The 22676-nt window shown below is 63.7% G+C and carries 28 protein-coding genes; 16 read left to right on the top strand and 12 right to left on the bottom strand.

What is annotated here, in order from left to right; genetic code table 11:
* The first annotated feature begins 101 nt into the window (after window positions 1-101).
* From M1E12_RS03610 to M1E12_RS03600, 3 genes are all read left to right on the top strand, one after another.
* Window positions 102-1313 carry an ROK family protein gene (locus M1E12_RS03610; RefSeq protein WP_479563769.1) on the top strand — a complete coding sequence of 404 codons (1212 nt, stop codon included), beginning with the start codon at window positions 102-104 and terminating at the stop codon, window positions 1311-1313.
* A 135-nt stretch (window positions 1314-1448) separates the two neighbouring features.
* Complete coding sequence (locus tag M1E12_RS03605; RefSeq protein ID WP_246034995.1) at window positions 1449-1661, top strand: hypothetical protein; 213 nt, start codon at window positions 1449-1451, stop codon at window positions 1659-1661.
* Window positions 1662-1749: 88 nt separating this feature from the next.
* Window positions 1750-2448: a haloacid dehalogenase type II gene (locus M1E12_RS03600; protein WP_479563768.1), complete on the top strand. Its 699-nt coding sequence runs from the start codon at window positions 1750-1752 to the stop codon at window positions 2446-2448.
* 53 nt (window positions 2449-2501) lie between these two features.
* Here M1E12_RS03600 and M1E12_RS03595 read toward each other — a convergent pair whose 3' ends face one another.
* Window positions 2502-3272, bottom strand: a complete 771-nt coding sequence (locus tag M1E12_RS03595; protein WP_479563767.1) for an SDR family oxidoreductase — start codon at window positions 3270-3272, stop codon at window positions 2502-2504.
* 103 nt (window positions 3273-3375) lie between these two features.
* Between M1E12_RS03595 and M1E12_RS03590 the strand changes: the two genes are divergently transcribed.
* Together M1E12_RS03590 and tam are read left to right on the top strand one after the other, a co-directional pair.
* Entirely contained in the window at window positions 3376-3798 is a 423-nt protein-coding gene (locus tag M1E12_RS03590) for a winged helix-turn-helix transcriptional regulator (protein WP_113461961.1), read from the top strand.
* 37 nt (window positions 3799-3835) lie between these two features.
* On the top strand, window positions 3836-4606 hold the full coding sequence (gene tam, locus M1E12_RS03585; RefSeq protein WP_479564819.1) for a trans-aconitate 2-methyltransferase: 771 nt from the start codon (window positions 3836-3838) through the stop codon (window positions 4604-4606).
* Window positions 4607-4662: 56 nt separating this feature from the next.
* Here tam and M1E12_RS03580 read toward each other — a convergent pair whose 3' ends face one another.
* Both M1E12_RS03580 and M1E12_RS03575 read right to left on the bottom strand, forming a co-directional pair.
* Window positions 4663-5268, bottom strand: coding sequence for a YceI family protein (locus tag M1E12_RS03580; RefSeq protein ID WP_479563766.1), 606 nt, complete (start codon window positions 5266-5268; stop codon window positions 4663-4665).
* A gap of 11 nt (window positions 5269-5279) precedes the next feature.
* Complete coding sequence (locus M1E12_RS03575) at window positions 5280-5990, bottom strand: hemerythrin domain-containing protein (RefSeq protein WP_310237089.1); 711 nt, start codon at window positions 5988-5990, stop codon at window positions 5280-5282.
* A 165-nt stretch (window positions 5991-6155) separates the two neighbouring features.
* On the opposite strand from M1E12_RS03575, the gene M1E12_RS03570 reads away from it, so the two are divergent.
* The 3 genes from M1E12_RS03570 to M1E12_RS03560 all read left to right on the top strand — a co-directional run bounded on the left by M1E12_RS03570 (window position 6156) and on the right by M1E12_RS03560 (window position 8376).
* The gene (locus M1E12_RS03570; protein ID WP_479563765.1) at window positions 6156-6644 is read left to right on the top strand and encodes a hypothetical protein; all 489 of its coding nucleotides are present in this window, start codon (window positions 6156-6158) and stop codon (window positions 6642-6644) included.
* Window positions 6641-7975, top strand: a complete 1335-nt coding sequence (locus M1E12_RS03565; RefSeq protein WP_479563764.1) for a GAF domain-containing protein — start codon at window positions 6641-6643, stop codon at window positions 7973-7975. Before M1E12_RS03570 ends, M1E12_RS03565 begins: the two co-directional genes overlap by 4 nt.
* A gap of 152 nt (window positions 7976-8127) precedes the next feature.
* Window positions 8128-8376, top strand: a complete 249-nt coding sequence (locus M1E12_RS03560; protein WP_113461966.1) for a DUF982 domain-containing protein — start codon at window positions 8128-8130, stop codon at window positions 8374-8376.
* A 33-nt stretch (window positions 8377-8409) separates the two neighbouring features.
* Here the strand turns inward: M1E12_RS03560 and M1E12_RS03555 are convergent, their stop codons facing one another.
* The 3 genes from M1E12_RS03555 to M1E12_RS03545 all read right to left on the bottom strand — a co-directional run bounded on the left by M1E12_RS03555 (window position 8410) and on the right by M1E12_RS03545 (window position 10427).
* Window positions 8410-9360 carry a hypothetical protein gene (locus M1E12_RS03555; RefSeq protein WP_310237081.1) on the bottom strand — a complete coding sequence of 317 codons (951 nt, stop codon included), beginning with the start codon at window positions 9358-9360 and terminating at the stop codon, window positions 8410-8412.
* 142 nt (window positions 9361-9502) lie between these two features.
* Window positions 9503-9943 carry a YqaA family protein gene (locus M1E12_RS03550; RefSeq protein ID WP_310239519.1) on the bottom strand — a complete coding sequence of 147 codons (441 nt, stop codon included), beginning with the start codon at window positions 9941-9943 and terminating at the stop codon, window positions 9503-9505.
* Window positions 9944-10121: 178 nt separating this feature from the next.
* Window positions 10122-10427: a hypothetical protein gene (locus tag M1E12_RS03545; RefSeq protein WP_113461968.1), complete on the bottom strand. Its 306-nt coding sequence runs from the start codon at window positions 10425-10427 to the stop codon at window positions 10122-10124.
* A 141-nt stretch (window positions 10428-10568) separates the two neighbouring features.
* Between M1E12_RS03545 and M1E12_RS03540 the strand changes: the two genes are divergently transcribed.
* Window positions 10569-10958: a DUF1622 domain-containing protein gene (locus tag M1E12_RS03540; RefSeq protein ID WP_479563763.1), complete on the top strand. Its 390-nt coding sequence runs from the start codon at window positions 10569-10571 to the stop codon at window positions 10956-10958.
* Window positions 10959-11006: 48 nt separating this feature from the next.
* On the opposite strand, the gene M1E12_RS03535 is transcribed toward M1E12_RS03540, so the two are convergent.
* Window positions 11007-11486 (bottom strand): DUF421 domain-containing protein, encoded by a 480-nt coding sequence (locus tag M1E12_RS03535; RefSeq protein ID WP_479563762.1) that lies wholly within the window; start codon window positions 11484-11486, stop codon window positions 11007-11009.
* A 58-nt stretch (window positions 11487-11544) separates the two neighbouring features.
* Entirely contained in the window at window positions 11545-11805 is a 261-nt protein-coding gene (locus M1E12_RS03530) for a hypothetical protein (RefSeq protein WP_479563761.1), read from the bottom strand.
* 179 nt (window positions 11806-11984) lie between these two features.
* Between M1E12_RS03530 and M1E12_RS03525 the strand changes: the two genes are divergently transcribed.
* Window positions 11985-13529 (top strand): sensor histidine kinase, encoded by a 1545-nt coding sequence (locus tag M1E12_RS03525; RefSeq protein ID WP_479563760.1) that lies wholly within the window; start codon window positions 11985-11987, stop codon window positions 13527-13529.
* A gap of 27 nt (window positions 13530-13556) precedes the next feature.
* Here the strand turns inward: M1E12_RS03525 and M1E12_RS03520 are convergent, their stop codons facing one another.
* Both M1E12_RS03520 and M1E12_RS03515 read right to left on the bottom strand, forming a co-directional pair.
* The gene (locus M1E12_RS03520) at window positions 13557-15245 is read right to left on the bottom strand and encodes a methyl-accepting chemotaxis protein (protein WP_479563759.1); all 1689 of its coding nucleotides are present in this window, start codon (window positions 15243-15245) and stop codon (window positions 13557-13559) included.
* Window positions 15246-15588: 343 nt separating this feature from the next.
* Window positions 15589-15981, bottom strand: coding sequence for a DUF937 domain-containing protein (locus tag M1E12_RS03515; protein ID WP_102021634.1), 393 nt, complete (start codon window positions 15979-15981; stop codon window positions 15589-15591).
* A gap of 242 nt (window positions 15982-16223) precedes the next feature.
* Between M1E12_RS03515 and M1E12_RS03510 the strand changes: the two genes are divergently transcribed.
* From M1E12_RS03510 to M1E12_RS03490, 5 genes are all read left to right on the top strand, one after another.
* On the top strand, window positions 16224-17783 hold the full coding sequence (locus tag M1E12_RS03510; RefSeq protein ID WP_479563758.1) for a helicase HerA-like C-terminal domain-containing protein: 1560 nt from the start codon (window positions 16224-16226) through the stop codon (window positions 17781-17783).
* A 151-nt stretch (window positions 17784-17934) separates the two neighbouring features.
* Window positions 17935-18741 (top strand): EAL domain-containing protein, encoded by an 807-nt coding sequence (locus tag M1E12_RS03505; protein WP_479563757.1) that lies wholly within the window; start codon window positions 17935-17937, stop codon window positions 18739-18741.
* A gap of 50 nt (window positions 18742-18791) precedes the next feature.
* Window positions 18792-19112 carry a YnfA family protein gene (locus M1E12_RS03500; protein ID WP_136538506.1) on the top strand — a complete coding sequence of 107 codons (321 nt, stop codon included), beginning with the start codon at window positions 18792-18794 and terminating at the stop codon, window positions 19110-19112.
* 59 nt (window positions 19113-19171) lie between these two features.
* On the top strand, window positions 19172-19420 hold the full coding sequence (locus M1E12_RS03495) for a BrnT family toxin (RefSeq protein ID WP_136538505.1): 249 nt from the start codon (window positions 19172-19174) through the stop codon (window positions 19418-19420).
* Window positions 19417-19728 carry a BrnA antitoxin family protein gene (locus M1E12_RS03490; RefSeq protein WP_136538504.1) on the top strand — a complete coding sequence of 104 codons (312 nt, stop codon included), beginning with the start codon at window positions 19417-19419 and terminating at the stop codon, window positions 19726-19728. Before M1E12_RS03495 ends, M1E12_RS03490 begins: the two co-directional genes overlap by 4 nt.
* Before the next feature lie 24 nt (window positions 19729-19752).
* Here the strand turns inward: M1E12_RS03490 and M1E12_RS03485 are convergent, their stop codons facing one another.
* Window positions 19753-20388: a LysE family translocator gene (locus M1E12_RS03485; RefSeq protein WP_479563756.1), complete on the bottom strand. Its 636-nt coding sequence runs from the start codon at window positions 20386-20388 to the stop codon at window positions 19753-19755.
* A 122-nt stretch (window positions 20389-20510) separates the two neighbouring features.
* Between M1E12_RS03485 and M1E12_RS03480 the strand changes: the two genes are divergently transcribed.
* Window positions 20511-21203, top strand: a complete 693-nt coding sequence (locus M1E12_RS03480; protein ID WP_479563755.1) for a helix-turn-helix transcriptional regulator — start codon at window positions 20511-20513, stop codon at window positions 21201-21203.
* 90 nt (window positions 21204-21293) lie between these two features.
* Here the strand turns inward: M1E12_RS03480 and M1E12_RS03475 are convergent, their stop codons facing one another.
* Complete coding sequence (locus M1E12_RS03475; protein ID WP_479564818.1) at window positions 21294-22313, bottom strand: fatty acid desaturase; 1020 nt, start codon at window positions 22311-22313, stop codon at window positions 21294-21296.
* Window positions 22314-22676: the final 363 nt, after the last annotated feature.

Genomic DNA, 22676 nt, shown 5'->3' with positions numbered 1-22676 from the left:
CACCCTGTCAACACAGGCCGGAGGAGGCTTGCAAAGACAGTGACCAAATGCTTTGGGAGGAGCATGCGGTGGACCATACAAGAGCGGGCGACAGACCCATCATGACTGCCAGTCCGAGGGCGAGCACGGAGGCCGTTCGCCATCAGAACAACGGGCTGGTGCTCAAGGCGTTGCGGCGGGAGGGGCCGCTGGCGCATACCGATCTTTCCGCAGCGACGGGGCTCTCGTCCGCGACCGTTTCGGCAATTACCTCGCATCTCGAGAAAAATGGTTTGCTCGAACGGCGCGAAGTCGCCAATGCCGGCCAGCGCGGGCGTCCGCGGGCGCTCTTTGCCCGCAAAAGAGACGCCGCGCATGTAATTGCGGTTCGCATCTCTTCGCATGCCGTTCAGTATTCCCTGGCCGACTATCGCGGCACGATGATCGACCGATTCGAGGAGGCGCGCGAACAGGGGCCGGAATCGCCGCGGCGCTTTCTGCAGGGGTTCCGTGCTGCCATCGAACGGCTGATCCAGCGCTCGCGCCTGCCGGCTGCCGCCATCTCGACGATCTCGATTTCGAGCAAGGGTCTGGTCGACCGCGACGGCGCCAGACTGCTCTGGTCGCCGGTCTTCGGCTATGAGGAGCTCGACTTCCAATCGGCGCTGGCGGATTTTTCCGGCAGCCGGGTCCACCTCTTCAACGAGAGCCTGCTTGTGACCCACGCGCTGGCGCTGCGGCTGGAAAAGAACCGGGGCGCGCCGCTCATCTCGCTCGCCACGCTGTCCCTCGGCCATTCGATCGGGCTCGGGATTGCCTATCGCGACCAGCATGGCGACCTCGAATTCCGGGCGCCAAATTTCGGCCATATGCTGCATGCCGATGACGGCAAGCGCTGCCGCTGTGGCGCGATCGGCTGCATCGAGGCCTCCGCCGGCTTCTACGGCATCCTGCGCATGGCCTTCGAGGTGCCGCCGGACACGATCCCGGCGAAATTCGTGCCGCTTCTCGAAATGGAGAAGATCGCAAGCCGTGCCCGCCAGGGCCACCGGGCGTCCGAATACGCCTTCCGCCAGGCGGGACTTGCGCTCGGTCAGGGATTGTCGCGCATGCTGAGCCTGGCGGAAGAGACGATGCCGATCGCGATCACCGGTCCGGGCACGCGCTTCATGGATCTCTTGACCCGCGGGCTGGACGAGGGATTGGCGCAATCGCAGCATGTGCGCGTGCGCGGCGCGCCGGAGATCCTGATCATCACCGAGGAGGAGACGCTGGTCTTCGAGGGGCATGTCGACCGGGCGCTAACGGAGATCGATCAGGATCTGGGTGGGTGAGTCGTGTGCGCGACCCTATGACGCCTTTAGATTTCCGGTCGACCTTCAAAGTAAGCTCATGCATAGAAGCGCCTGATCCTGACGACCCTTCTGCGGGCACGGTCAGCACCTTAGACGAGAGCTTGGAAAGACCCGATGATCAAGATCATGGTATTGCTGCATGCGGCTGAAGGCCGGGAGTGGCAGACGCCGCCGAAGGGGACGAGCCTGAAGACGCTTTTCGAGGCGCAGGAACAGGGGCTGGTCGAGGTGCGCGGCGAGTTTCAGAAGCGGCAGTTCCGGCTGACGCAGCGCGGCTTTTCGATGGTCGAGCACGACCGGGGCCGACTGGCGGCGCGGCGGAGCTGATCGGCGCACCAAGGGGTGCCGACGCCGGTCACTCCCGCGCTTGAACCTGTGGTGACTGCGCCCTACCCTCCCTTGAGGAGGAGCTTTCATGACAGACGAGTCCGTATCCAAAGAAACTGGCGCCAGCGAGGCCAGGGCTTATGTCTTCGACGCCTATGGCACGCTGTTCGATGTGCATGCTGCTGTGCGGCGTCACGCGCCAGCACTGGGGCCGGATGCACAGGCTTTTTCCGATCTCTGGCGGGTGAAGCAGCTCGAATATACGTGGGTGACAAGCCTGATGGGGCAATACCGCGATTTCCAGGCGCTGACCGAGGATGCGCTGGACTTCTGTTTCGGCCGGTTTCCCGGGGTGCACAAGGGGCTGCGGGGCGACCTTCTCGATGCCTATCGAAAGCTCGATTGTTTTCCCGAAGTGCCGGCCGTGCTTTCTGCACTGCGCGAGAGTGGCGCCAAGATCGCGATCCTCTCCAATGGCACGCCGCGAATGCTCGACGAGGCCGTCGAGGCTGCCGGCATCGGGCATCTGCTCGACGACATCTTCTCTGTCGATGCGCTGAAGATCTACAAGACGGCGCCGGCGGCCTACGCGCTTGTCACCTCGACCTACCGGCTTGCCGCGCCCGATATCGCCTTCCAGTCCTCCAACCGCTGGGACATTGCCGGCGCCAAGGCCTTCGGCTTCACCTGTCACTGGATCAATCGCAGCAATGCGCCGGAAGAATATGCGGCGTTTGCGCCGGACAAGGTGCTTGCGTCACTCGATGGACTGGTCGGGTCTGCGTGAGCGGAGGCCGCACCGGCAGCGGTGCGGCCCTCTTTGACGAACCGGCTGGCTGCTCAGGCTTTTTCTTCGCGCGCCTTGCGGGCGAAGTCGTTGATCGCCGCGAAGGTCTGGTCGAAGCGGTTTTCGGCTTCTGCCTTGCGCAGGAAACCGACGCGCTCGACAAGGATTTCGGCTGGCGTGGGGTCCTTGGCAAAAAGGGACATGACCTCGTCGATGAAGGCATCGAGCGGCAGATAGCCTTCGCGGTTGGACTGACCGGGGGTGAGCTCGGTCTGGACGGCGGGCGGTGCGAGTTCAATGACCTCGATTGTGCCGTCGAGCGCGGCCCGCAGGCTCTGCGTATAGCTGTGGATCGCGGCCTTGGTGGCCGAATAGGTGGGTGTGTCCACCAACGGCACGAAGGCAAGCCCCGAGGAGACATTGACGATGGCGGCGTTCTGACGCGCCGAGAGATGCTCGACCAGAGCATCCGTCAGTCGGATCGGGCCGAGAAGGTTGGTGGTGATCGTCGCTTCCGCGTCACCGAGGTCGCGGGATTTGTCGAGCACCTCGAAGCGCATGATGCCGGCATTGTTGATCAGCACATTGGTTTCGGGGAAGCGGGTGACGAGGTCTGCGGCGAAGCGCTTGATGGCAGCCGGATCCTCGATGTCCAGCACCAGAGCGTGCATGTTTGCCCGGTCGCCGATCGCTTCCTCCAGGGCTTCGCGCCGACGGCCCGCGATGATCACGGTGTTGCCGAGATCATGGAAGCGATGCGCGAGCGCTGCGCCAATGCCCGAGCCGCCGCCGGTGATGAGGATGGTGTTGCCTGTCATTTGCATGGGAAAACCTCATTGCTGTTGTGCCCACCTAAACTAGGCGCCATACTCTCCAGAACGAAGTAGGCACCCAAAAGAATTATACTTACCGAATGGAGAGTGACTGATGAGCAAGGCAATCGCCGCGGCGGAACGCAAGCCTGACCCGGTCGGTTCCGCCTATCCGCCCGTCGATCCGGCGGTGGAAGCGCTGGTGCGCGACATCATCGGCAAGGTGGCGGACAAGTGGACCATGCTGATCCTGGAGGCGCTGGAGGAGCATGGCACGCTGCGCTTTACCCAGCTTGGGCGGACCGTCGGCGGCATCAGCCAGAAGATGCTGACCCAGACCGTTCGCCGCATGGAGGAAGACGGGCTGGTGAAGCGTACGGTGCATCCGGTGATCCCGCCGCGTGTCGACTATGAACTCACCCCGCTCGGGCAGAGCCTCGGCGAGGCCTTTTGTGGCGTCTGGCTCTGGGCCGAAGAGCATCGGGACGAGATCGAGCGTGCGCGGCGCGCGTTCGCCGACGGTGGCCGCACGGCGTGATGACATCGCTCGGCATCCGATGCCGGAGGAGACGGATTTGGCCTGGAATGCGCAAGACTACCTGAAATTTGAAGACGAACGGACGCGGCCGGCTCGGGATCTGCTCGCGCGGGTGCCGATTGAGACCGCCGAACGGGTCATCGATCTCGGCTGCGGGCCGGGCAATTCGACGGAGCTGCTCGTCGAGCGCTTCGGCCTCGGCGCCGTGAGCGGCCTCGACAGCGATGATGACATGCTGGAGAAGGCGCGTGCGCGGCTGCCGTTCACATCCTTCCTCAAGGCCGATCTTTCCACCTGGCGGCCTGACGCGCCGGCGAACCTGCTCTTTGCCAATGCGGTCTTCCAATGGGTGCCGGGCCATCTCGATGTGCTCGCCGATCTGATACAGACACTGGCGCCGGGCGGCGTGCTCGCGGTGCAGATGCCCGACAATCTCGGGGAGCCGAACCACAGGGCGATGGAGGAAACGGCGGCGGACGGGCCCTGGGCGCAAGCGTTTGCCGATGGCCGGGTGCGGCGCCGGCCGCTGCCGAGCCCTGCCACCTATCTCGAACGTCTCCAGCCCCTCTCGAGCACAGTCGAGGTCTGGCACACGGTCTATTATCATCCGATGGCGCATGCGCAGGCGATCGTCGACTGGGTCGAGGGCACGGGTTTGCGCCCCTATCTGGCGGCGGTCGAACCGGGGCTGCGCGATGCGTTTCGCCGCGCCTATCTTGCCCGCATCGACGCTGCCTATCCGCCGATGGCCGACGGGCGTCGGCTGCTTGCCTTTCCCCGTCTCTTCCTGATGGCTGTTCGCGCATAAAGGCCTCCGCAGGACCGTCGGATCCTGCGGAGGTCGTATTCGGGACGGGTTTCCGCTCAGCCTTCGGCCGGCACGAACTCCGCCTCGATCATCACGTCGACGTCTTCGCCGAGTGCGGGCACGGCAAAGCCGAGGCCCCAATCGGTGCGGTGGATGACACCAGTAGCGGAAAAGCCGAGTCTCGGCTTCTTGTCCATCGGGTGTTCGGCGACCGCCCCATTGAACCGCACGTCGAGGCTTGCCGGATGGGTCTCGCCGCGGAAGGTCAGGTCACCCAGAACCGTCGCCGTCCCCTCCCCGGTCATGGTGATCGAGCGGGTCTTGAAGCTGATCGGCTTTGCCGCGAGGAAATCGGCATTGCCGCCGATCTTGCCATCAAAATCCTCGACCTCGGGATGGGGAAAGTCAGTCCTCACCGAGAGCGGATCGACGCTGACCGTCATTGTCGAGGCTTCCGGCTTCTCGGCGTTCCAGTCGAGCCGCGCCTCCATCCCGGTGAAGCGCGCCGTGTAGTTGGAGAGGCCGAAATGGCTGATCTTCCAGATGAGGCTCGTATGGGCAGGGTCCGTGACATAAACCCCGGTCGGCGCAGTGTCGGCGGGTGCTGCCAGAACAACCGGAACCGGGGCGAGCAGAAAAAAAGCGAGTGCGATGCGATGCATGGTCGTGCTCCTCAGGCTGCGATCTGCAGGCGGCCGGCGAGATCGCCGAACGCCCTGGCGTTGAGCGCCGGCCGGACGGCAAACTCGATGACGGCATCGAAGACTTCCGGCGGCGCGCCCTTCTGCATGGCGCCCAGCATGGCGGCGCGCTCCTGCGGGTTCATGGCCGGGATCATGATGCGCATGAAGGCCATGTTCTTGTCCGGCGACAGCGACGAAACGATCCTGAGCTCGATGGCAAGCAGTTCCTCATCGGTGAACTGGCGCCAGAGGGCCGGTGCCGTCACCGTTTCCTCCTCATGCATGTGGCCGAGGTCTTCCGCGAGATAGGCCGCGAAAGCGAGATAGAGACGGCGGCCATTGGCGCGCCGATGCATCGGCCAGGATGTCTCGACGCCGCGGGCGAGCTTCTCGAGGTCTTCGAAGGCCTCCCGGTGATCGTCGTGCTGGTGATCGACGGTGTCGGTTGCCACGCCGCGCGCGGCGAGTGCCGAATGGATGTGATCATCCTCATGGCCGACATGGGCGGCGGCAAGCATCAGATAGGTGCGCAGCAGGCCGAGCACCTCTTCGGTTTCTCCGGCGTCATCGAAATCGGTTGCACCGAGCCGGACCAGCAGGTCGCAGCCCGCCTTGCGCAGCCCCTTGTGGACGGCGCCATAGAGATCGTAACGGCCGTTCAGATCAGGAACGGCTGTGATGGAATGATGCTGATGTGTCATGGTCTTTCCCTCAGGTTTCTTTCGCCTGCCCCCTGGCCCGGCGAGAATGACGAGGGGCATAGATCAGTCCCAAAAAAGGGGCTTCCTAAAACAATCCTAAGGCGTAGGCGCGATTGCTAAGACTATCCTAAGCGCATAATCTGCGGCCTTTCCGGAGGGCGAAACGTGCTTGAATCCGAGGTGGCACAGTTCATCGAGGGCCAGGTGATGATCCTGGTGGCGACGCGCGACGACACGCACCGCCCGATGATCGGGCGCGGATCCGGCGCACGCCACGACCGCGGCACCGGGCTCGTGCATGTGCTGGTGTCGCAGAGCCAGTGGCCACGGGCGGCGGCCGAAGCCAGACCGGGCCGGCCCGTCTCCACCACCTTCGTCCAGGCCGACAATTACCGCTCCTGCCAGATCAAGGGGATCATTGCCGCATGCGGGCCGGCGGACGAGGCCGCGACGGCCTGGGGGCAGCATTATGTGCGCGCGCAACTCGCGCTGATGACGAGCCTCGGCGTCACCCGGCTGCAGCTTTCCAGCACGCTGTCCGACCGGGATCTCTTTCACATCGCCTTCCGGCCGACAGACGTCTTCGACCAGACGCCGGGGCCCGGTGCCGGGCGACGGCTCGGCGATCTTTCGCTTGCGCGAGACCCTGCATGATCCCGCTCAGCCGCATCCGCGACAGTTTTGAAGGCGTCATCCCGTCCGTCATCGCCACGACCGATGCGGACGGCATGCCGAATGTCTCCTATCTCAGCCATGTGCATTACGTCGACGATCACCACGTGGCGCTGTCCAACCAGTTCTTCTCCAAGACGGCCCACAATGTTGCGAAGAACGGGCTTGCCACGGTCATGGTGGTGAATGGGCTGACCGGCGTTCAGCACATGCTCGACCTCGTCTTCGACCGTTCCGAGACCGATGGCGAACTCTTCGACAAGCTGTCGGCGCATCTTGCGATCCTCGAACAGGGCATGGCGAGCGTCATGCGGCTGAAGGCGGCCGACATCTATCGGGTGACCGATTGCCGGGAGGTGCCCGCGCCGCATCCGCTGGAGGTCGCGCCTGAGAGCGATCCGCCCGACCTCATGGCTGCGACGTCGAAGCTCTCGCGGCTGCTCAGCCAGGCGGGCGACACGGAAAGCCTGCTCGACACGACGCTCGACGGTCTCGCTCACCTCTTCGGTGTCGGACATGCAATGGTGCTGGTGCCCGACGAAAGCGCGCGGCGGATGATCACCATCGGCAGCCATGGCTATGACCGCTTCGGCTTCGGGGCGGAGGTTCCGATCGGCGAAGGCATCATCGGCGTGTCCGCGGCGACCCGGCAGACCGTGCGCATCACGGATCTCAGCCGCGGGCGACGCTATGCGGAGGCGGTGCGCTCTATGGCAGGGCTGTCGCATGCCGACAGCATTCCCCTGCCCGCGCTTTCCATGCCCTACAGCCAGATCGCCGTGCCGCTGGTGGCGCATGGACGGCTCGTCGGACTGCTGTTTGCCGAATCCGAAGCGCGCTTTGCCTTTCGCCACGGCCAGGAACAGGCCTTCGAGATCATCGCAGGGCAGCTTGCGCATGCCCTGCTGCTTGCCGAGCAGGAACGGGAGCGCCCCGCGCCACGACCGACCACAGCCGCGGCACCGCAGGCGGCCGCAATGTCAGCCAGGATCTTCCGGCTGCGTTTTTATCCGCGCGACGGCTCGCTCTTCCTCGACGACGACTACCTGATCCGCGGCGTGCCGGGGCGGTTGCTGAAATATCTGATCGACGAATATCTGAAGAGCGGAAAGCAGGAGTTCTTGAACCGCGAGATCCGGCGGGAGGGCAGCCTGATGCTGCCTGACATCAAGGACAATCTGGAAACGCGGCTGATCCTGCTGCGCCGGCGCCTCTCGGAAAAGGCAGGGCCGATCCGCCTTGTCAGCACCGAGCGCGGGCGCGTCAGGCTCGAGATCGACGGGAGACCGGCGCTCGAGGTGGTGGAGACGTGAGAGGCCTTTCTGCTGCCTTTGGGCGCGCTCAACGGTCTCTTTAGAAGGGTCACCGGAATCGGTGGTAGTTGCCGGCATTCTCGGCTAGGGAGACCGCCAGATGTGACCCCTGGGCTTTCGTGCCTTCCGGGACGAGACGAGGATGCAAGACAATGAGCAAGACCTGGAGCAAGCCTGTGATCCTGCACGGGATCGGCGAAGAGGGGGAGGATGTGGTGGTCGACAGCTCGCTCGGCGCATCCTGGGCGCTGATCGAGGATTGGCCGGAGGAAGACGGCGAGCAGCTGGACAAGGCGCTTCTCGTGCTTGCTGCCGTGGCGCAAGGCAAGGCCAAGGAAGAGGATGGCCGCAAGGCCCTGATCTCGGCGGCCATGGAGGCCGGGGTGAAGTTCACCGCCTGACCGCCATTCCACCTTAATCGAGGTCGGCTCGCATTATTGCGTTTCGCTCGGCGTAACCGCCGAGGCTGATGGGAGAAGAGCCGCTTCGTCTACAGGCTCGCCCACCGGCACCGGCTCTTCGACTACATCTGTGCCCGGATCGACCACGGGATCGGTGACCGTATCCGTTACGGGATCAGTGATCGGATCGAGCGGCGGTTCGACCGGCTCGGCCGCGGCGAGATCCTCACGGATTTCGTCGATCTTGCCGACGGCTGGACCAACGCCGAGAACATCTTTCGCCCAGGCAAGCGTATCATCGTCGATAACGGCTCCCGGCTTGGCCGCCGCCTCGAGCGCTGCCCGCAACGCCTCATCTCCCAAGGTCACATCTGTGGGCAGCGTGTCGATGCCGCTTGCAAGCTCGTATGTCGCATAGGTGACCGCATAGTCCCGGATCGCGCTCATACGCGGATCTGCCGAATTCAGATATGCGTGGTAGTTGCGATTGAGCGAGTTGAGGCCTGCCAGGTCAGCTTTCAGCGGGCGGATGTCCGGCTTGACCTTTGGAACAGATGCAAGCGTCGTCACAGGCTCAACCGGCGCAGCGAGCGGCTGCTTTTTGCCGGGGCGCATCGTCCGCTTTTCCGAAAGCTGCGTCTTGCCGGGCCGCTGGGCCTTGCCGGTGATGACGGCAAATGTCTCGGTCAGAAAATTGCCCCGACGGCCTTTTTCCTTACCCGTGGTGCTGGACCGGCCCCGGTCTGCAGCCTTGGCCTCCCGGGTTTCAGAGCCGCGATCCTTGCCGCCGCCCTTGCCACCACCATTGCCACCGCCGTTACCCCCTCCATTACCACCGCCGTTTCCGCCGCCTCCCCCGCCGCCTTTATCCTTGGCGAGGGCAACCGGCGCGCCGAACCCTGCGTCATCCGGGAGCGGTGCTATGGGAGCCGCCGTGAGTGCAAGGGTCAGCGTGGCCAGCGCGGCCAGGTTCGAAATCTGCATGATGTTCCTCCAGACCGGTCAGAGATGCTCGGGTCGAGCGGTCTTCAGTGGGAAGTCTCGCAGGCAGGGGTGACGATCGCGTCAACACGTCCATTCGAATTTTAGCAGATTCTCTCGCCATGACACGCAGGTGCAGATTGTATCAACCGATCACCCCCAGCGTGACGACCGCCAGCGCGATGTAGCGGCCGGCTTTGGCCAGGGTGACCAGGGCGAGGAAGGTGAGGAAGGGCGTCTTCAGCACGCCGGCGACGACCGTCAGCGGGTCGCCGATGATCGGGACCCAGGACAGGAGCAGCGACCAGACGCCGAAGCGGCGATACCAGGCTTCGGCGCGGGAGAGCTTTTCCGGCGAGACGGGAAACCAGGGTCGATCGCGGAAATGCTCGATGAAGCGGCCGAGCAGCCAGTTGACCACCGACCCCAGGACATTGCCGGCGGTGGCGACGAGGAGCAGCAAAAGCAGTGGCTGATTGTCCGCCAGGATCAGGCCGACCAGCACGGCTTCCGACTGCGCCGGGACAATGGTCGCGGCGAGGAAGGCAGCCAGAAACAAGGCGAGATAGGCGGCAAGAGCGGTGATCACGCAGGCGATCTAGCGCGAGACCCGATCACAGGCAATGCGGCGCGTTCGCCGATGGCATGCCGGGCGGGACGTCCAGCCCTGCGGATCATGCATCAAAAAGGCCGCCATGCATCCGGGGGACGATGCATGGCGGCCGCGGATGGCCCGGGGGGCGGCCATCGAAGCTTATGGAATGTCAGACGACGCGGCGGGCGGCCTGTTCGATGCGGTCGCTTTCTTCCGCCTCATCCGCATCGATCACGCGGCTCCCTTCAACGCGGGCGCCGGGTTCGAGGCCTTCCGGCCCATGCTCGCGCACCTGATGCGGGGCCGGCGTGGTGATGGCGCCGTGGTTCGGATCGTTGACGTCCTGACCGCGCACGCCGTCTGCGTCAGCCGCCCGTTCGCTCGGGTCGCTGCGGGTGCTGCGCTCGCGCTTCGCATCGGCGATCAGCCGATCCAGTTCGTCTTCGGTCATGGCGCTCAGATCGAAATCCTGCATGTCGGTCTCCCTGATTTTTCGTGAGAGGAGTGTTCGCAGCTTCAACGCGCGAGTGGACGAAAGGTGCCGTCGCTTAGAAATCTTCCTTGCAACCGATCGCGGCGGCACACGTTGCCCCCTTTGAGACAAGGAGGGGCCCCCATGGAATTTGCCAGCATCATGCATGTCATCACCCGGTTGATCGAAGCCGTCGGTGTGGCGGTGATCGTCATCGGGATTGCGATTGCCGGCTGGCGCTACCTGACGGCGCCGCGCAGTTTGTCCTCCTATGGCAACCTGCGGGCCGACATGGGCCGGGCGATCCTTCTCGGCCTCGAGCTGATGGTGGCCGGCGATATCATCAACACCGTGGCGGTGGAGCCGAGCCTGAATTCGGTGCTGGTGCTGGGCGTAATCGTTCTGATCCGAACCTTCCTCAGCCTGTCGCTGGAGGTGGAGATTTCCGGCCGCTGGCCCTGGCAGGGCAAGCGCGGCGAAGAGTCGGTGAACCGCAGCAAGACGGGTCCGTCGGCGGACGAGAGTGTCGTTTGAGGCTTGCCCGCTTCGCCGGCGGTGCAGAGCGCCCGAAGCCTCGCGTTGCTAGCCCTTGATGATGCTCAGCGTGCCATCGCTTTCGAGAACGACGGCCTCGACCTCATCCAGACCCTGGCTGCCATTGGAGCGCACGGCGCTCATGATCTCGTCTTCGGCGATGCGCTGGCGCATCATGGCATCGTGGCAGAAGCTGCCGCTGCGCACGAGAAGGGTCGGCTCCGAGCGAATGAGCTTGGCGACGCTGTTCGATCGCACCGAGGCGAAGGTGACGAGATACTGGAGCAGAATGAGAAGACCGAGGGCTGTCGCGCCTTCTGCAAGCGCGATCGATTCCTGCAGCAGGATGGCCGAAAGCGTCGAGCCCAGCGCAACGGTGACCACGAGGTCGAAGGCGTTGAGCTTCGACAGGGTTCGCTTGCCCGAAATGCGCAGGAACAGGACAAGTGTGACGTAAGCGAGCGTGCCGACGAGCAGGGTCCGTGCAATGCCCGGCCATCCCTGGAACAGCATGTTCTGCCAATCCATCTTATCCACCCCTCATGCATGAAGGCCGCCTCATCGGCGGCCTGGATTGCTTTCGAGCTTAGCGCTCCGGATTGTCGGCATTGGCCATTGGCGACGGGCGACCGTCCAGGCCGTCTTCGCCCTGGCGCTGGTCGATGTCTTCCATGTCCTGGTCGACCAGATAGGTGTCGGAGGCGCCGAGGCGGCTTGCCTCGCGCACGGCATCCTGGCGCGTGGAATCGACGGATGCCTCGAGCGTTTCATCGACGCGCTCCCGGCCCTTGCCGTCACTCAGCTTGCGCACGCCGTTTTCGCGGTGGTTCATGGCACTCTCTGTCATCGTCATTCTCCGGTCTTGCTTGGGTCTCCCCTCCCCAACGGCATGTCCAGGCAGATCGTTCCGAAAAGCTGAACGAGAAGTGGCGTCCAGTATCGCTCCGCGTGTTGCCAAGGCGGCTTCAACCTGCTCTAAACGAACAGTCTTGAACAATTGAACGCATCTACAAAAGGACACGTGGCTTGACTGTCTGGGGTCCCGATATTGTCTTGCGCTGGTTTCGGACGATCCAGATCGGGGGCATCTTGCTGCCGGTGCTGGGCTGCCTGATCTGGGGCGGCATCGCATTCCAGGACCAGCAGGCGATCGCCACCGACCATGCCGTCGATACGGTGACGCTGGTGCGGCAATATTCGCAGCGGATGTTCGACACCGAACTTATCAAACACGGCGCGGCGCGCAGCCGTGCCAATGGCGAGACGGCGGAGTTCCTTCAGTCGGAGGCCTTTCACAGCTTCCTGGCGGGGCTCGATGGGCGGATGCCCGACAATTTCGGCATGGTGGTGGTGAGCAATGAGGGGCGCATGGTCGCCTCCAGCCGCCGCTTCCCCGTCAACATGGACATGGACCAGCGCGACTATATCGATGCCATCACGGGCGGAGCGGACCTCTTTGTCGACCGCATAAAGCTCGAGCCCGGCGGGGAAGATGCGCTGATCGTCACAAGCCCCTTCGTGACGAACGATTTTCGCGGCATGATCGTCTCCTCGATCGCAACCGATACGGCCCGTACCTTCCTGCGCTCGGTGGCGGCGCGCAACGGCGAGGCGGCATCGCTGATGCGCAATGACGGCAAGCTTCTCGTGCGGCAGGAGCCGGGCGACGCCATCGTCCTGCCAGCCGACACGCCCGCGCGGCAGCACATGGCCGCAGCCAATGAAGGGGTTTACGAAGCGCTCGCCGTCTCCGACGGCATCCGCCGCATCTATGCCTTCAGCCGGCTGGGCGGGGTTCCGCTGGTGGCCAATTTCGGCGTGCCGACGGGGGAAGTGCTTTCCGCGACGATCCGCAGCGCCTTTCCCGTCTGGCTGCTGATGCTCGCCATGGGCGGCTTCACCCTGGCTGCAACCTTTCTTGCCCGGCGCAGCATGCTCGTTCAGCGGGAGGCCGATATCCGGGCGCTGAAACTTGCCGAGGCGGAAAGCCTGGCGCAGCAGCGAGCGGAGCTGGTGCGCGAGATGAACCACCGAGTGAAGAACAATCTGGCGCTGGTGACCAGCCTGATCAGCATTCAGGCGCGCCGCGGCAGCTTCGACGCCAAGGATCTGCAGAGCCGCGTGCGGGCGCTGTCGGAGGTGCATGATCTGCTCTACCGCTCGAACCAAGGCGAAAACATCGATCTCGGCGATCTCCTGGCCCGCGCCTGTGATCCGGCGACCCTCGTTCCGGAGGATCGCGGCATCACGCTCGTGGCGTCACTGACCGAAGGCATCCTGATCTCGGCCGACCGCGCCTCGCCGCTCGCGCTCGCGACGCTCGAACTGATCACCAATGCCGTAAAACATGCCTTTGCCGAACGTCAGGGCGGCACGATCCAGCTGACCCTGGTGCGGCTCGGCGATGAAGAAGCGCAGCTCACCGTCGATGATGACGGGATCGGCATTCCCGACGACACGACCCGGCGCTCCGGCACCAGTCTGGTCGACGCCTTCGTCGCCCAGGTGGGCGGCGAGATGCGCCGGGAAGTCGAAGGCGGAACGCGATACGTGATCCGCTTCAAGCTGTGACGGGCGGTTGCGCCTGAGGCGCGCCCCTTACGCCGCCCGGTTCACCGGATGCGGGACGGCGCCGTTCTTGCAGACGGTTGTCTGGAAGCGGGAGACCAGCGCGTAGAGATCGCGGGCGCCTTCGGCGAGCGAGGTTGCGGCAGCGCTCGCTTCCTCGACGGTCGCAGCACTCTGCTGCGTTACCTTGTCCAGCATGTTGATCGAGCTGTTGATCTCGCCAATGCCCTGCGCCTGATCGCGCGCGGCGCTCGAGATCGCGTCGACATTGGTGTCGATCTCCTGCACCTGGTTGACGATCGACTGCAGGGCGTGGCCCGTCTTGTCGACCAGGGTGACGCCATGGCGCACGGCATCCGCAGATTTCGCGATCAGCCCCTTGATGTCCTTGGCAGCACTGGCCGACCGCTGCGCAAGTTCGCGCACCTCCTGGGCCACGACCGCAAAACCCTTGCCGGCTTCGCCCGCACGGGCCGCCTCGACACCGGCATTGAGCGCCAGGAGATTGGTCTGGAAGGCGATCTCATCGATGACGCCGATGATGTTTTCGATCTCGCGCGAGGAGCCGGCGATTTCGTCCATGGCTGATGTCGCCTGGGTGACAACCGTACCGGAGGCTTCCGCATTGGCGCGGGTCTCGCTGACGAGGCGCGTGGTCGCATGGGTGCGGCTGCTCGTGTCCTTGACGGTCCGGTTGATCTCTTCAAGCGCTGCTGCCGTTTCCTCGACGGTTGCGGCCTGGCGTTCGCCGTTTGCGGCGATGCTGTTGGAGACGTCGCTGATCACGGCGGCATTTTCCGACAGCGCCTGGGCGGCGCGCACGATGCCGGCCATGGTTTCGTCCAGCGCCTGGGCGGCGGTGTTGACGTCGAGCCGGGTGTTTTCGAGCACCGGGTCGAGAACTTCGGTGAGGCGCAGGGTGAGATCACCCTCGGCGAGGCGCTTGATCGCCTGGCCGATGATCTTCACCGCCCGCATGCGCGGGCTGATGTCGGTTGCGACCTTGATCACCTTGTAGACCTTGCCGCGGGAATTGAAGACCGGCGTGTAGGCGGCCTGGATCCAGACCTCACGCCCACCCTTGCCGTAGCGGACGAAGTTGGACGAGATGAATTCGCCGCCGCGCAGCCGCTCCCAGAAGCCTGCATATTCGGAGGTCTCGATATAAGAGGGGTCGCAGAACATGCGGTGGTGCTTGCCGATGATCTCGGCCCGCTCATAGCCCATGGCTTTCAGGAAATTCTCATTGGCTTCGACGATCGTGCCATCGGTTTCGAATTCGATGATCGCCTGGGACTGGTCGATCGCCCTCAAGCGGTTGCCGTCATGCAGCGAGGCGATCTTGCTTGCGGTGATGTCGGACGCAATCTTCAGGATACGGACCACGCGGCCGCCGCTGAAGACCGGATTGTAGGTCGCCTCGATCCAGACATCGTCGCCGGCCTTGCTCAAGCGGCGGAACTGGCCGCTCTGGAACCTGCCGGCGGCGAGATCCGACCAGAAGCGCTGATAATCCGGCGAGGTGCGGATCGCCTCGTCGCAAAACATCCGGTGATGCTTGCCGACGATCTCGTCGAGCGTATAGCCGAGCGTCTTCAGGAAGTTCTCGTTGGCATGAAGAATGGTGCCATCCGGACTGAAGGAAATCATGGCCTGGGCCGTCGAAATCGCTTTCATGTCATCGGCAAGTTTATTCGCGTTCAGGTAGTTCGACAGCATGAGAGCCCCTCGGCACAAGACAATGCCTTCATCAAGCCTGCGTTGTGTTAACGACTGCTAAAGCGACTTGGCCGTTTGGCAAAAATAACAATCGTCAAACGGGAAAAATGCCGTTTTCCTGCAAAATGGGTTGAATTCAAAAATAGCCGATGCCCCTGCGAGACAGGGCCTACCCCATTTTTGAGGAGGCCGAATTTCGCCTCTCGAACAGTGTCGAGCCATGGTGTTCGTCACGTGTCCCGTGGTTGCAGGGATGGAACAAGCGCGGCATGGAGACTGGAAAATAAAAACCGCCGGATCTGCACCCGGCGGTTGATCAAAGGTTTTGCTGTAGCTGGACGTCTCAGACGAACTGGCTCAGGCCCGGGACGGAGGCCACAACCTCGTCCACCACATCGGCGCCGGCGTATTCGCGGGCGACCGCCATGGTTTCCTTGGCGAGCGTCGAGATCTCACCCATGCCGAGGCCCTGGGACATCAGCTGCTGGCCGAGGCCCATGATGCCGCCACCGCCGATGGCGCTCATCAGGCCGCCGAGGAGACCGCCGCCGCCGGCGCCTTCGCCATTGTGCTTGGCAACGAGTTCGGCTGCACCGGGGATCGCTTCGATCATGCGGGCGACCGGACCATCAGCTGCTTCGCGCTGCAGGAAGCCGAGCATCATGCCGAGGGCCGTTTCGGCCTTGTCCGGGGAAATACCGACGTTATCGGCGATGCGGGTGACGATTTCGCTCATCTACAGAGTCCTCCTGAGGCGATTTTTGACGTTAACGTCAACGTAATGGATGTTGTTTCCGAACTCAAGCGCCGGTGGCCTCAAGCCCGCGAAAATTGCGGGGACGAAAGGTGCTTTCCGTCCTTCGATGCGCCCCACGAATTCAGCCGCATCATGGCGGCTCATCCGACCGTTGTCGATGTCTCACACTCCTCCTATAAGAACAAGCTGAAGTCCTGATGACGAATGGGAGACAGGTCCGCATGCCGCAAGAAGGTTCGCTCTATCTCGGCACCAGCCGCAATCCGGACGACAGCCTGAACAAGGCGGAATATCTGGCGCTGAAATATGGCAACCGCCACGGCATCGTGACCGGCGCGACCGGCACCGGCAAGACCGTGACGCTGCAGGTGCTGGCCGAGAGTTTTTCCGAGGCCGGCGTTCCCGTCTTTGCCGCCGACATCAAGGGCGATCTCTCCGGCATTGCGGCCATGGGCGAGCCGAAGGACTGGATCACCCAGCGGGCGGCGCAGATCGGCTTTACCGATTATGCACCGGCGGAATTCCCCGTCATCTTCTGGGACATCTATGGCGAAAAGGGCCACCGGGTGCGCACCACGGTGGCCGAGAAGGGCCCGCTGCTGCTCTCACGCCTGATGAATGCCTCGGAGGCGCAGGAAGGCGCACTCAACATCGCCTTCAAGATTGCCGATCAGGGCGGCTTGCCGCTGATGGACCTGAAGGATCTGCAGGCGCTTTTGACCTACATGGCCGAACATGCGACCGAGCTTTCCAGCCAGTTCGGCCTGATCTCCAAGGCCTCGATCGCCACGCTGCAGCGGGGTCTGCTGATCCTCGAGCAGCAGGGCGCGCAGAATTTCTTCGGCGAGCCGGCGCTGGCCGTGACCGACATCATGCGCACCACCCATGACGGGCGCGGGGCGATCTCGATCCTCGCCGCCGACAAGCTGATGATGAACCCGCGTCTTTACGCGACCTTCCTGCTGTGGCTCTTGTCGGAGCTGTTCGAGGAGCTGCCGGAAGTGGGCGATCTCGACAAGCCGAAGCTCGTCTTCTTCTTCGACGAGGCGCATCTCCTGTTCAACGACGCGCCGAAGGTGCTGATCGAGCGCGTCGAGCAGGTGGTGCGGCTTATCCGCTCCAAGGGGGTCGGCGTCTATTTCGTCACGCAGAACCCGCTGGACGTGCCGGAGACCGTGCTCGCCCAGCTCGGCAACCGCGTGCAGCATGCGCTCAGAGCCTATACCCCGCGCGAGCAGAAGGCGGTGAAGACGGCGGCCGATACCTTCCGCCCCAACCCGGCCTTTGACTGCGCCACGGCGATTACCCAGCTTGGCATCGGCGAGGCGCTGGTCTCGACGCTGGAGGCCAAGGGTATCCCCTCCATGGTCGAACGCACGCTGATCCGCCCGCCTTCCGGTCGCGTCGGGCCGCTTAGTGACGCCGAACGGCAGAAGGTGATGGGTCTGAGCCCCGTTGCCGGCCAATACGACATCGATCTCGATTCGGAATCGGCCTACGAGATCCTGACGGCGCGTGCAAAGAAGGCGGCGGAGGCGGAAGCGGCGAAGCGCGCGGCCGAGGAGAAGGCCGCCGGTGACGACAGCGCGGCCGGCCGCTGGACATTGCCCGGCTTTGGCGACGAGCCCGCGGAAACGACGAGCACGCGGACGACGAAGCGCAGCTCCGGTTACCAGCGCGAAACGGTGATCGAGGCGGCGATGAAGAGCGCAGCGCGTTCGGTCGCGACTTCGGTGGGCCGGGCGCTGGTGCGGGGGATCCTCGGCAGCCTCCGGCGCTGAGGTTTCAATTTTGCGACAAAACACAAGAACTGAGTGACGAAAGCTCGGCATCGTCCCCAGATTTTGTTCACCTCCCCGCAACCATCCCTGATATATACTCGGCGTCGCCACAATTCCCGCTAAAGCGCGCGGGGGTTACATGGGGTTGAGCGTGGACAGCAGTCTGGATCACATCGTTCTGATCAACAACGCGAAGCGCGCGCTTGAACGCGGTCGCTTCGAGCTGACCTATCAGCCCATCTATTCCGTCGATCATCGCGAAGTGGACAGCGTGGAAACGCTGTTGCGCTGGCGTCTGTCCCCGGGCCGGCTGGCTGTCGCGCAGGATTTCCGCTCCGTCTTTCGCGACCCGATGCTGTCGCTCTCGATTCGCGATTTCGTTCTGTCGACCACGCTGCGCCAGGCGGCGCGCTGGCGGGCCGAGGGCCACGATCTCGGGCGAATCAGCATCAATGCCACGCCCTTCGACCTTTGCGCGGGAGACTTCGCCCTCAGGCTGACCGACATGGTGCAGGATTTCGGCCTGACGCCCGAGATGTTCGAGATCGAGGTGGCCGAGCCCGCCTTTTACGGTCCGCTCTCCAAGGCCGTGGGGCTGGCGCTCGAGGCATTGCATTATTGCGGCTTCTCGCTTGCGATGGACAATTTCGGCGCCACCCATGCTGGGCTTTCGGCGCTGCGCAACCATCGCTTTCGCCGCCTGAAGATCGACCATGCGCTGATGCGCAGCGCGCTTAGCAATCCCGTCGACAAGGCGATCGTGCGCCATGTGATCGCGCTCGGCCATGATCTCGGCATGATCGTGACGGCGGCGGGCGTGGAGAGCGAAGACCAGATGGAAACGGCGGTGCAGCTCGGTTTCGACAGCGTGCAGGGCTTCTTCGTCTGCGTGCCGAAGGAGGCGGAGCTCGTGCCGCGCGTCTGCCACGTGCTCAATCTGCAGGGCCGCTCCGGCTGATCTTGCCCCTGCCCTTTCCCGCCGTGGCGCGACATGGCAGGATCGCCGGCATGACCTTCCTCATCTATCCCCTCGCAGCGCTTGCCGAGATTGCCGGTTGTTTTGCCTTCTGGGCCTGGCTGAAACTCGACCGCTCGCCGCTCTGGCTACTACCCGGTCTCGTCTCGCTCGCCTTGTTTGCCTGGCTCTTGACGCTCGTGCCATCTGAGGCGGCGGGTCGCGCCTATGCGGCCTATGGCGGCGTCTATATCGCCGCGTCGCTGATCTGGCTCTGGGTGATCGAGGGGCAAAGGCCGGATCGGTTCGATCTCACGGGCGCTGCGATCTGCCTTGTGGGTGCTGCGGTGATCCTCTTGCCTTCCAGAGGCTGAGCGGTTTCCCCTCAAAAGCCAGGATGCCGGCTTGCGGAATTTCCGTATATACATAAACTATGGTGATCGTCTGGGATGAACCGAAGCGGCAGCAGAATCTGGCGAAGCACGGCTTGGACTTCGCGGATCTAGACGTGTCGTTCTTCCTGAGCGCTTCGATCCGGGTAGCAAAGACCGGTCGGGCCATCGCGATCGGTGAGTTTCAAGGGCGCATCATCGTCGCGGTCGTCTTTCTGCCAATGGGACGCGAGGCGATCTCCATTATCTCCATGCGACCGGCCAGCCGGAAGGAAAGGAGCGAGATATGAAGGGCAAATTCTCATCGACCCGGCCACTTACGGATGCGGAAGAGGCAGAGATCCAGGCGATGATTGCGTCTGATCCTGACAATCCCGAGATGACCGAGGAGGAGTTGAAGGAACTGCGTCCCTTCCGCGAAGTGTTTCCCGAACTTGCCGCCTCGATCGATCGCAAGCTTGGGCGCCCCAAGGCCGAAACGCCGAAGAAGGCGATCAGCCTGAGGCTCGACCAGGAGGTCATCGACCGGTTCAAGGCGACCGGCGATGGCTGGCAGTCGCGGATGAACGAGGCCTTGCGCAAGGCGGTGGGACTGTAGGGCGCCGACTGCCTTCCCGAACCGTCACCAACTTCGCCACCCTTCCACCAGCATCAGCGCCGCCACAGCCACCAGCAGCCAGCCGGCGGCGCGGCCGATCCAGATCGTGACTTCAGGTTTCGCGGTGAGCGCATCCCTCCCCTTGGCCGCCGCGATGGCCAGTCCGCCATAGACGGTTGCCTGCAGGATTAAGGTCAGAGCACCCATGATCAGCGCCTGGCGCCAGAAGGGGCCGTATTCGGGGCGCATGAATTGGGGATAGACCGCGAGGATGAAGAGCCAAGCTTTCGGGTTGAGCAGGCAGGTGATGAGGCCCTGGATGAAGATGCGCACCGTCCGGTGCAACTTCGAGGCCTCTATGTCGTCGATGACGATGGCGCTCCTCGCGAGTTTGTAGCCGATCCAGATCATGTAGGCGGAGCCAATCACCAGCATCGGGCCGGCCAACTGAGGCACCAGCGTCGAGAGGACGGTGACGGCGACCGTGCCGAAGAGGGTATGGAAGGCGCCGCCGAGCATGATGCCGGAGGTGGCGGCAACGCCTGCGCGGCGACCGCCGGTCAGGCCATTGGCGATGACGAAGATCATGTCCATGCCGGGAACGACGATGATGCCGGCCAGCAGAAGGGTGAAGAGCCAGAGATTTTCCGTGTAGGTCATGTCAGTTGCCTGTGCGTTTCAATGGATGACCGAACCAGTTTCCCACCTGTTTTCAGCCTGTTGCGCCATGCTATACAAAGAGCCAACTGACAGAGCTGTGTCAGTTGTGACGAGGACATCGCATGCGCAAGGCTTCCCGACTGTTCGACATCATCCAGATATTGCGCCTGGCGGACCACCCGATTACTGCGCAGCAGATCGCGGAGAAGCTCGAGGTCACGCAGCGGTCGATCTATCGCGACATTGCCGCGCTCCAGGCGATGCGCGTGCCGATCGAGGGGGAGCGCGGCATCGGTTACATCCTGCGCCCCGGCTTTCACTTGCCGCCGTTGATGTTCACGCCGGAGGAGACGGAGGCGATCGTGCTTGGCATGGCGCTGACGAAGCGGACCGCAGATCCCGAGCTGCGCGAAGCCTCGGCGCGGGTGCTGGACAAGATCGCCGCGGCGCTGCCCGATCCTTTGCGCGAGGCCATGATCTCGCGCACGCTTTATGCCTGGGGGCGCGTGGCGGAAGCGCCCGAGGCCATCGACTTTGCGATGATCCGCCGGGCGATCCGCGACGAGGAGAAGCTCGAGATCGACTATGTCAACGAACAGCAGCAGGCGACCACACGGACGATCAAGCCGATCGCCGTCATTCATTATGCCGAGGCGGCTGTGATCGTCGGCTGGTGCGAGTTGCGCGAGGGGATCCGCAATTTTAGGGTCGACAGGATCAAAGACTGCCGGGCGACGGGGGCGCATTTTCGCCGCGAGGGCGACAGGCTGCGCAAGCTGTGGGTCGCGGGGTGGGACACAGGCACGAAAAGCTGAACGGCGGTCTCATTTGCCATCGTTGAAAAGAAAACGCCCGCTGCTCGGCTGAGCAACGGGCGTCCCGATTTTCAGATTGTACCTCGGAGATCAGACGGCGACCCCCATCCGCCGCGCTTCCCGGAAGGACACGAGCCGCCCGAGCTTTTCATCCCAGAGGACGAGTTTCACGCAGGCGAAGCTTTCCTTCAGCGTGATGCGGCTGATGGTCTTCAGTTCGGGATGGTCGCGCAGGACTTCCGGCAGGCGGTAGAAGGGGATCTTGCTCGACAGGTGATGCACATGGTGCACGCCGATATGGCCGGTCAGCCAGCGCAGGCCCCAGGGCAGGTCGTAATGCGAGGCGCCGTGGAGGGCCGCATGCTGGAACTGCCATTCCGGCGGGGCCGACCAGTGGGTGTCTTCGAACTGGTGCTGGACATAGAAGAGCCAGATGCCAAGGGCTCCTGCGAGCAGAACGATCGGCAGATGCACGATCAGGAAGGTATCGAGACCGGCGAGCCAGATCATCAGCGCGGCCATAACGACCATGCCGGCATTGGTGGCCATGGTCGAGACCCAGGGCAAAGCACCGTCCTTCATCATGCCGAAGGGCAGACGCTGTTTCAGGAGGAAGACCCAGATCGGGCCGATGCCGAAGAGCACGACAGGGTTGCGATAGAGGCGGTAGCCGAGCTTCTTCCAGCGCGGCAGGGCGCGGTATTCGGAGACGGTCAGCGTGGTGATGTCGCCGACGCCGCGTTCTTCGAGATTGCCGGCGGTGGCATGGTGTTCGGCATGCGCCCGGCGCCAGTAGTCGTAGGGCGTGAAGGTCAGGACACCGAGCAGGCGGCCGGTCCAGTCATCGACCGAGCGGCGGGCGAAGAAGGCGCCGTGGCCGCAGTCGTGCTGGATGATGAAGAGGCGCAGCAGGAAGGCCGCGGCCGGCACGACGAGCACGAGGCCCGGCCAGAAGGAAAATTCGAAGCTTGCCCAGGCGCCGAGCCAGAGCAGGATGAAAGGCACAAGTGTTACGCCGAGCTCGAAGCTCGAGCGCGTCAGGTTGGGCTTGCGATAGGCATTGACGATCTTCAGCCAGGTCTTGGCATCGGGTGTCGTCTCCTCGGCCATCTGTTCGTCACGATAGTCGAATGCAGCACTCACAGGCGGACCTCCGACGGATGGATGCGAGGGGAGAAGGCAGCGAAGACGCTGGATGCGCCCAGGATCGGGGCGCGCGACAGGGGGCATCCGAAGGAGAGGCCCTCAGCAATGGTCATGACAGGCTGGCTTTCGTGGCTTGAAAATCGCCCGCCACTCCTCAGCGGGCGTGGGTCTCCTAACAGATCAGCGCCGCCTTGTCGCCATGGAACATCGGCCTCAAGCAACCTGCGGCATTTCGTCGAGGCGCGAATGAGCGGCGCGTGTGCGCAGCCCGGTGACGACAAAGGGGGCCGCCGGGGTGATTGGCGACCCCCAACCCCGGCCCGAAGG

Source organism: Rhizobium sp. K33 (assembly GCF_056501445.1).
Note: the sequence above shows the minus strand (reverse complement) of the source record. Positions and strands in the feature narration are given on the sequence as shown.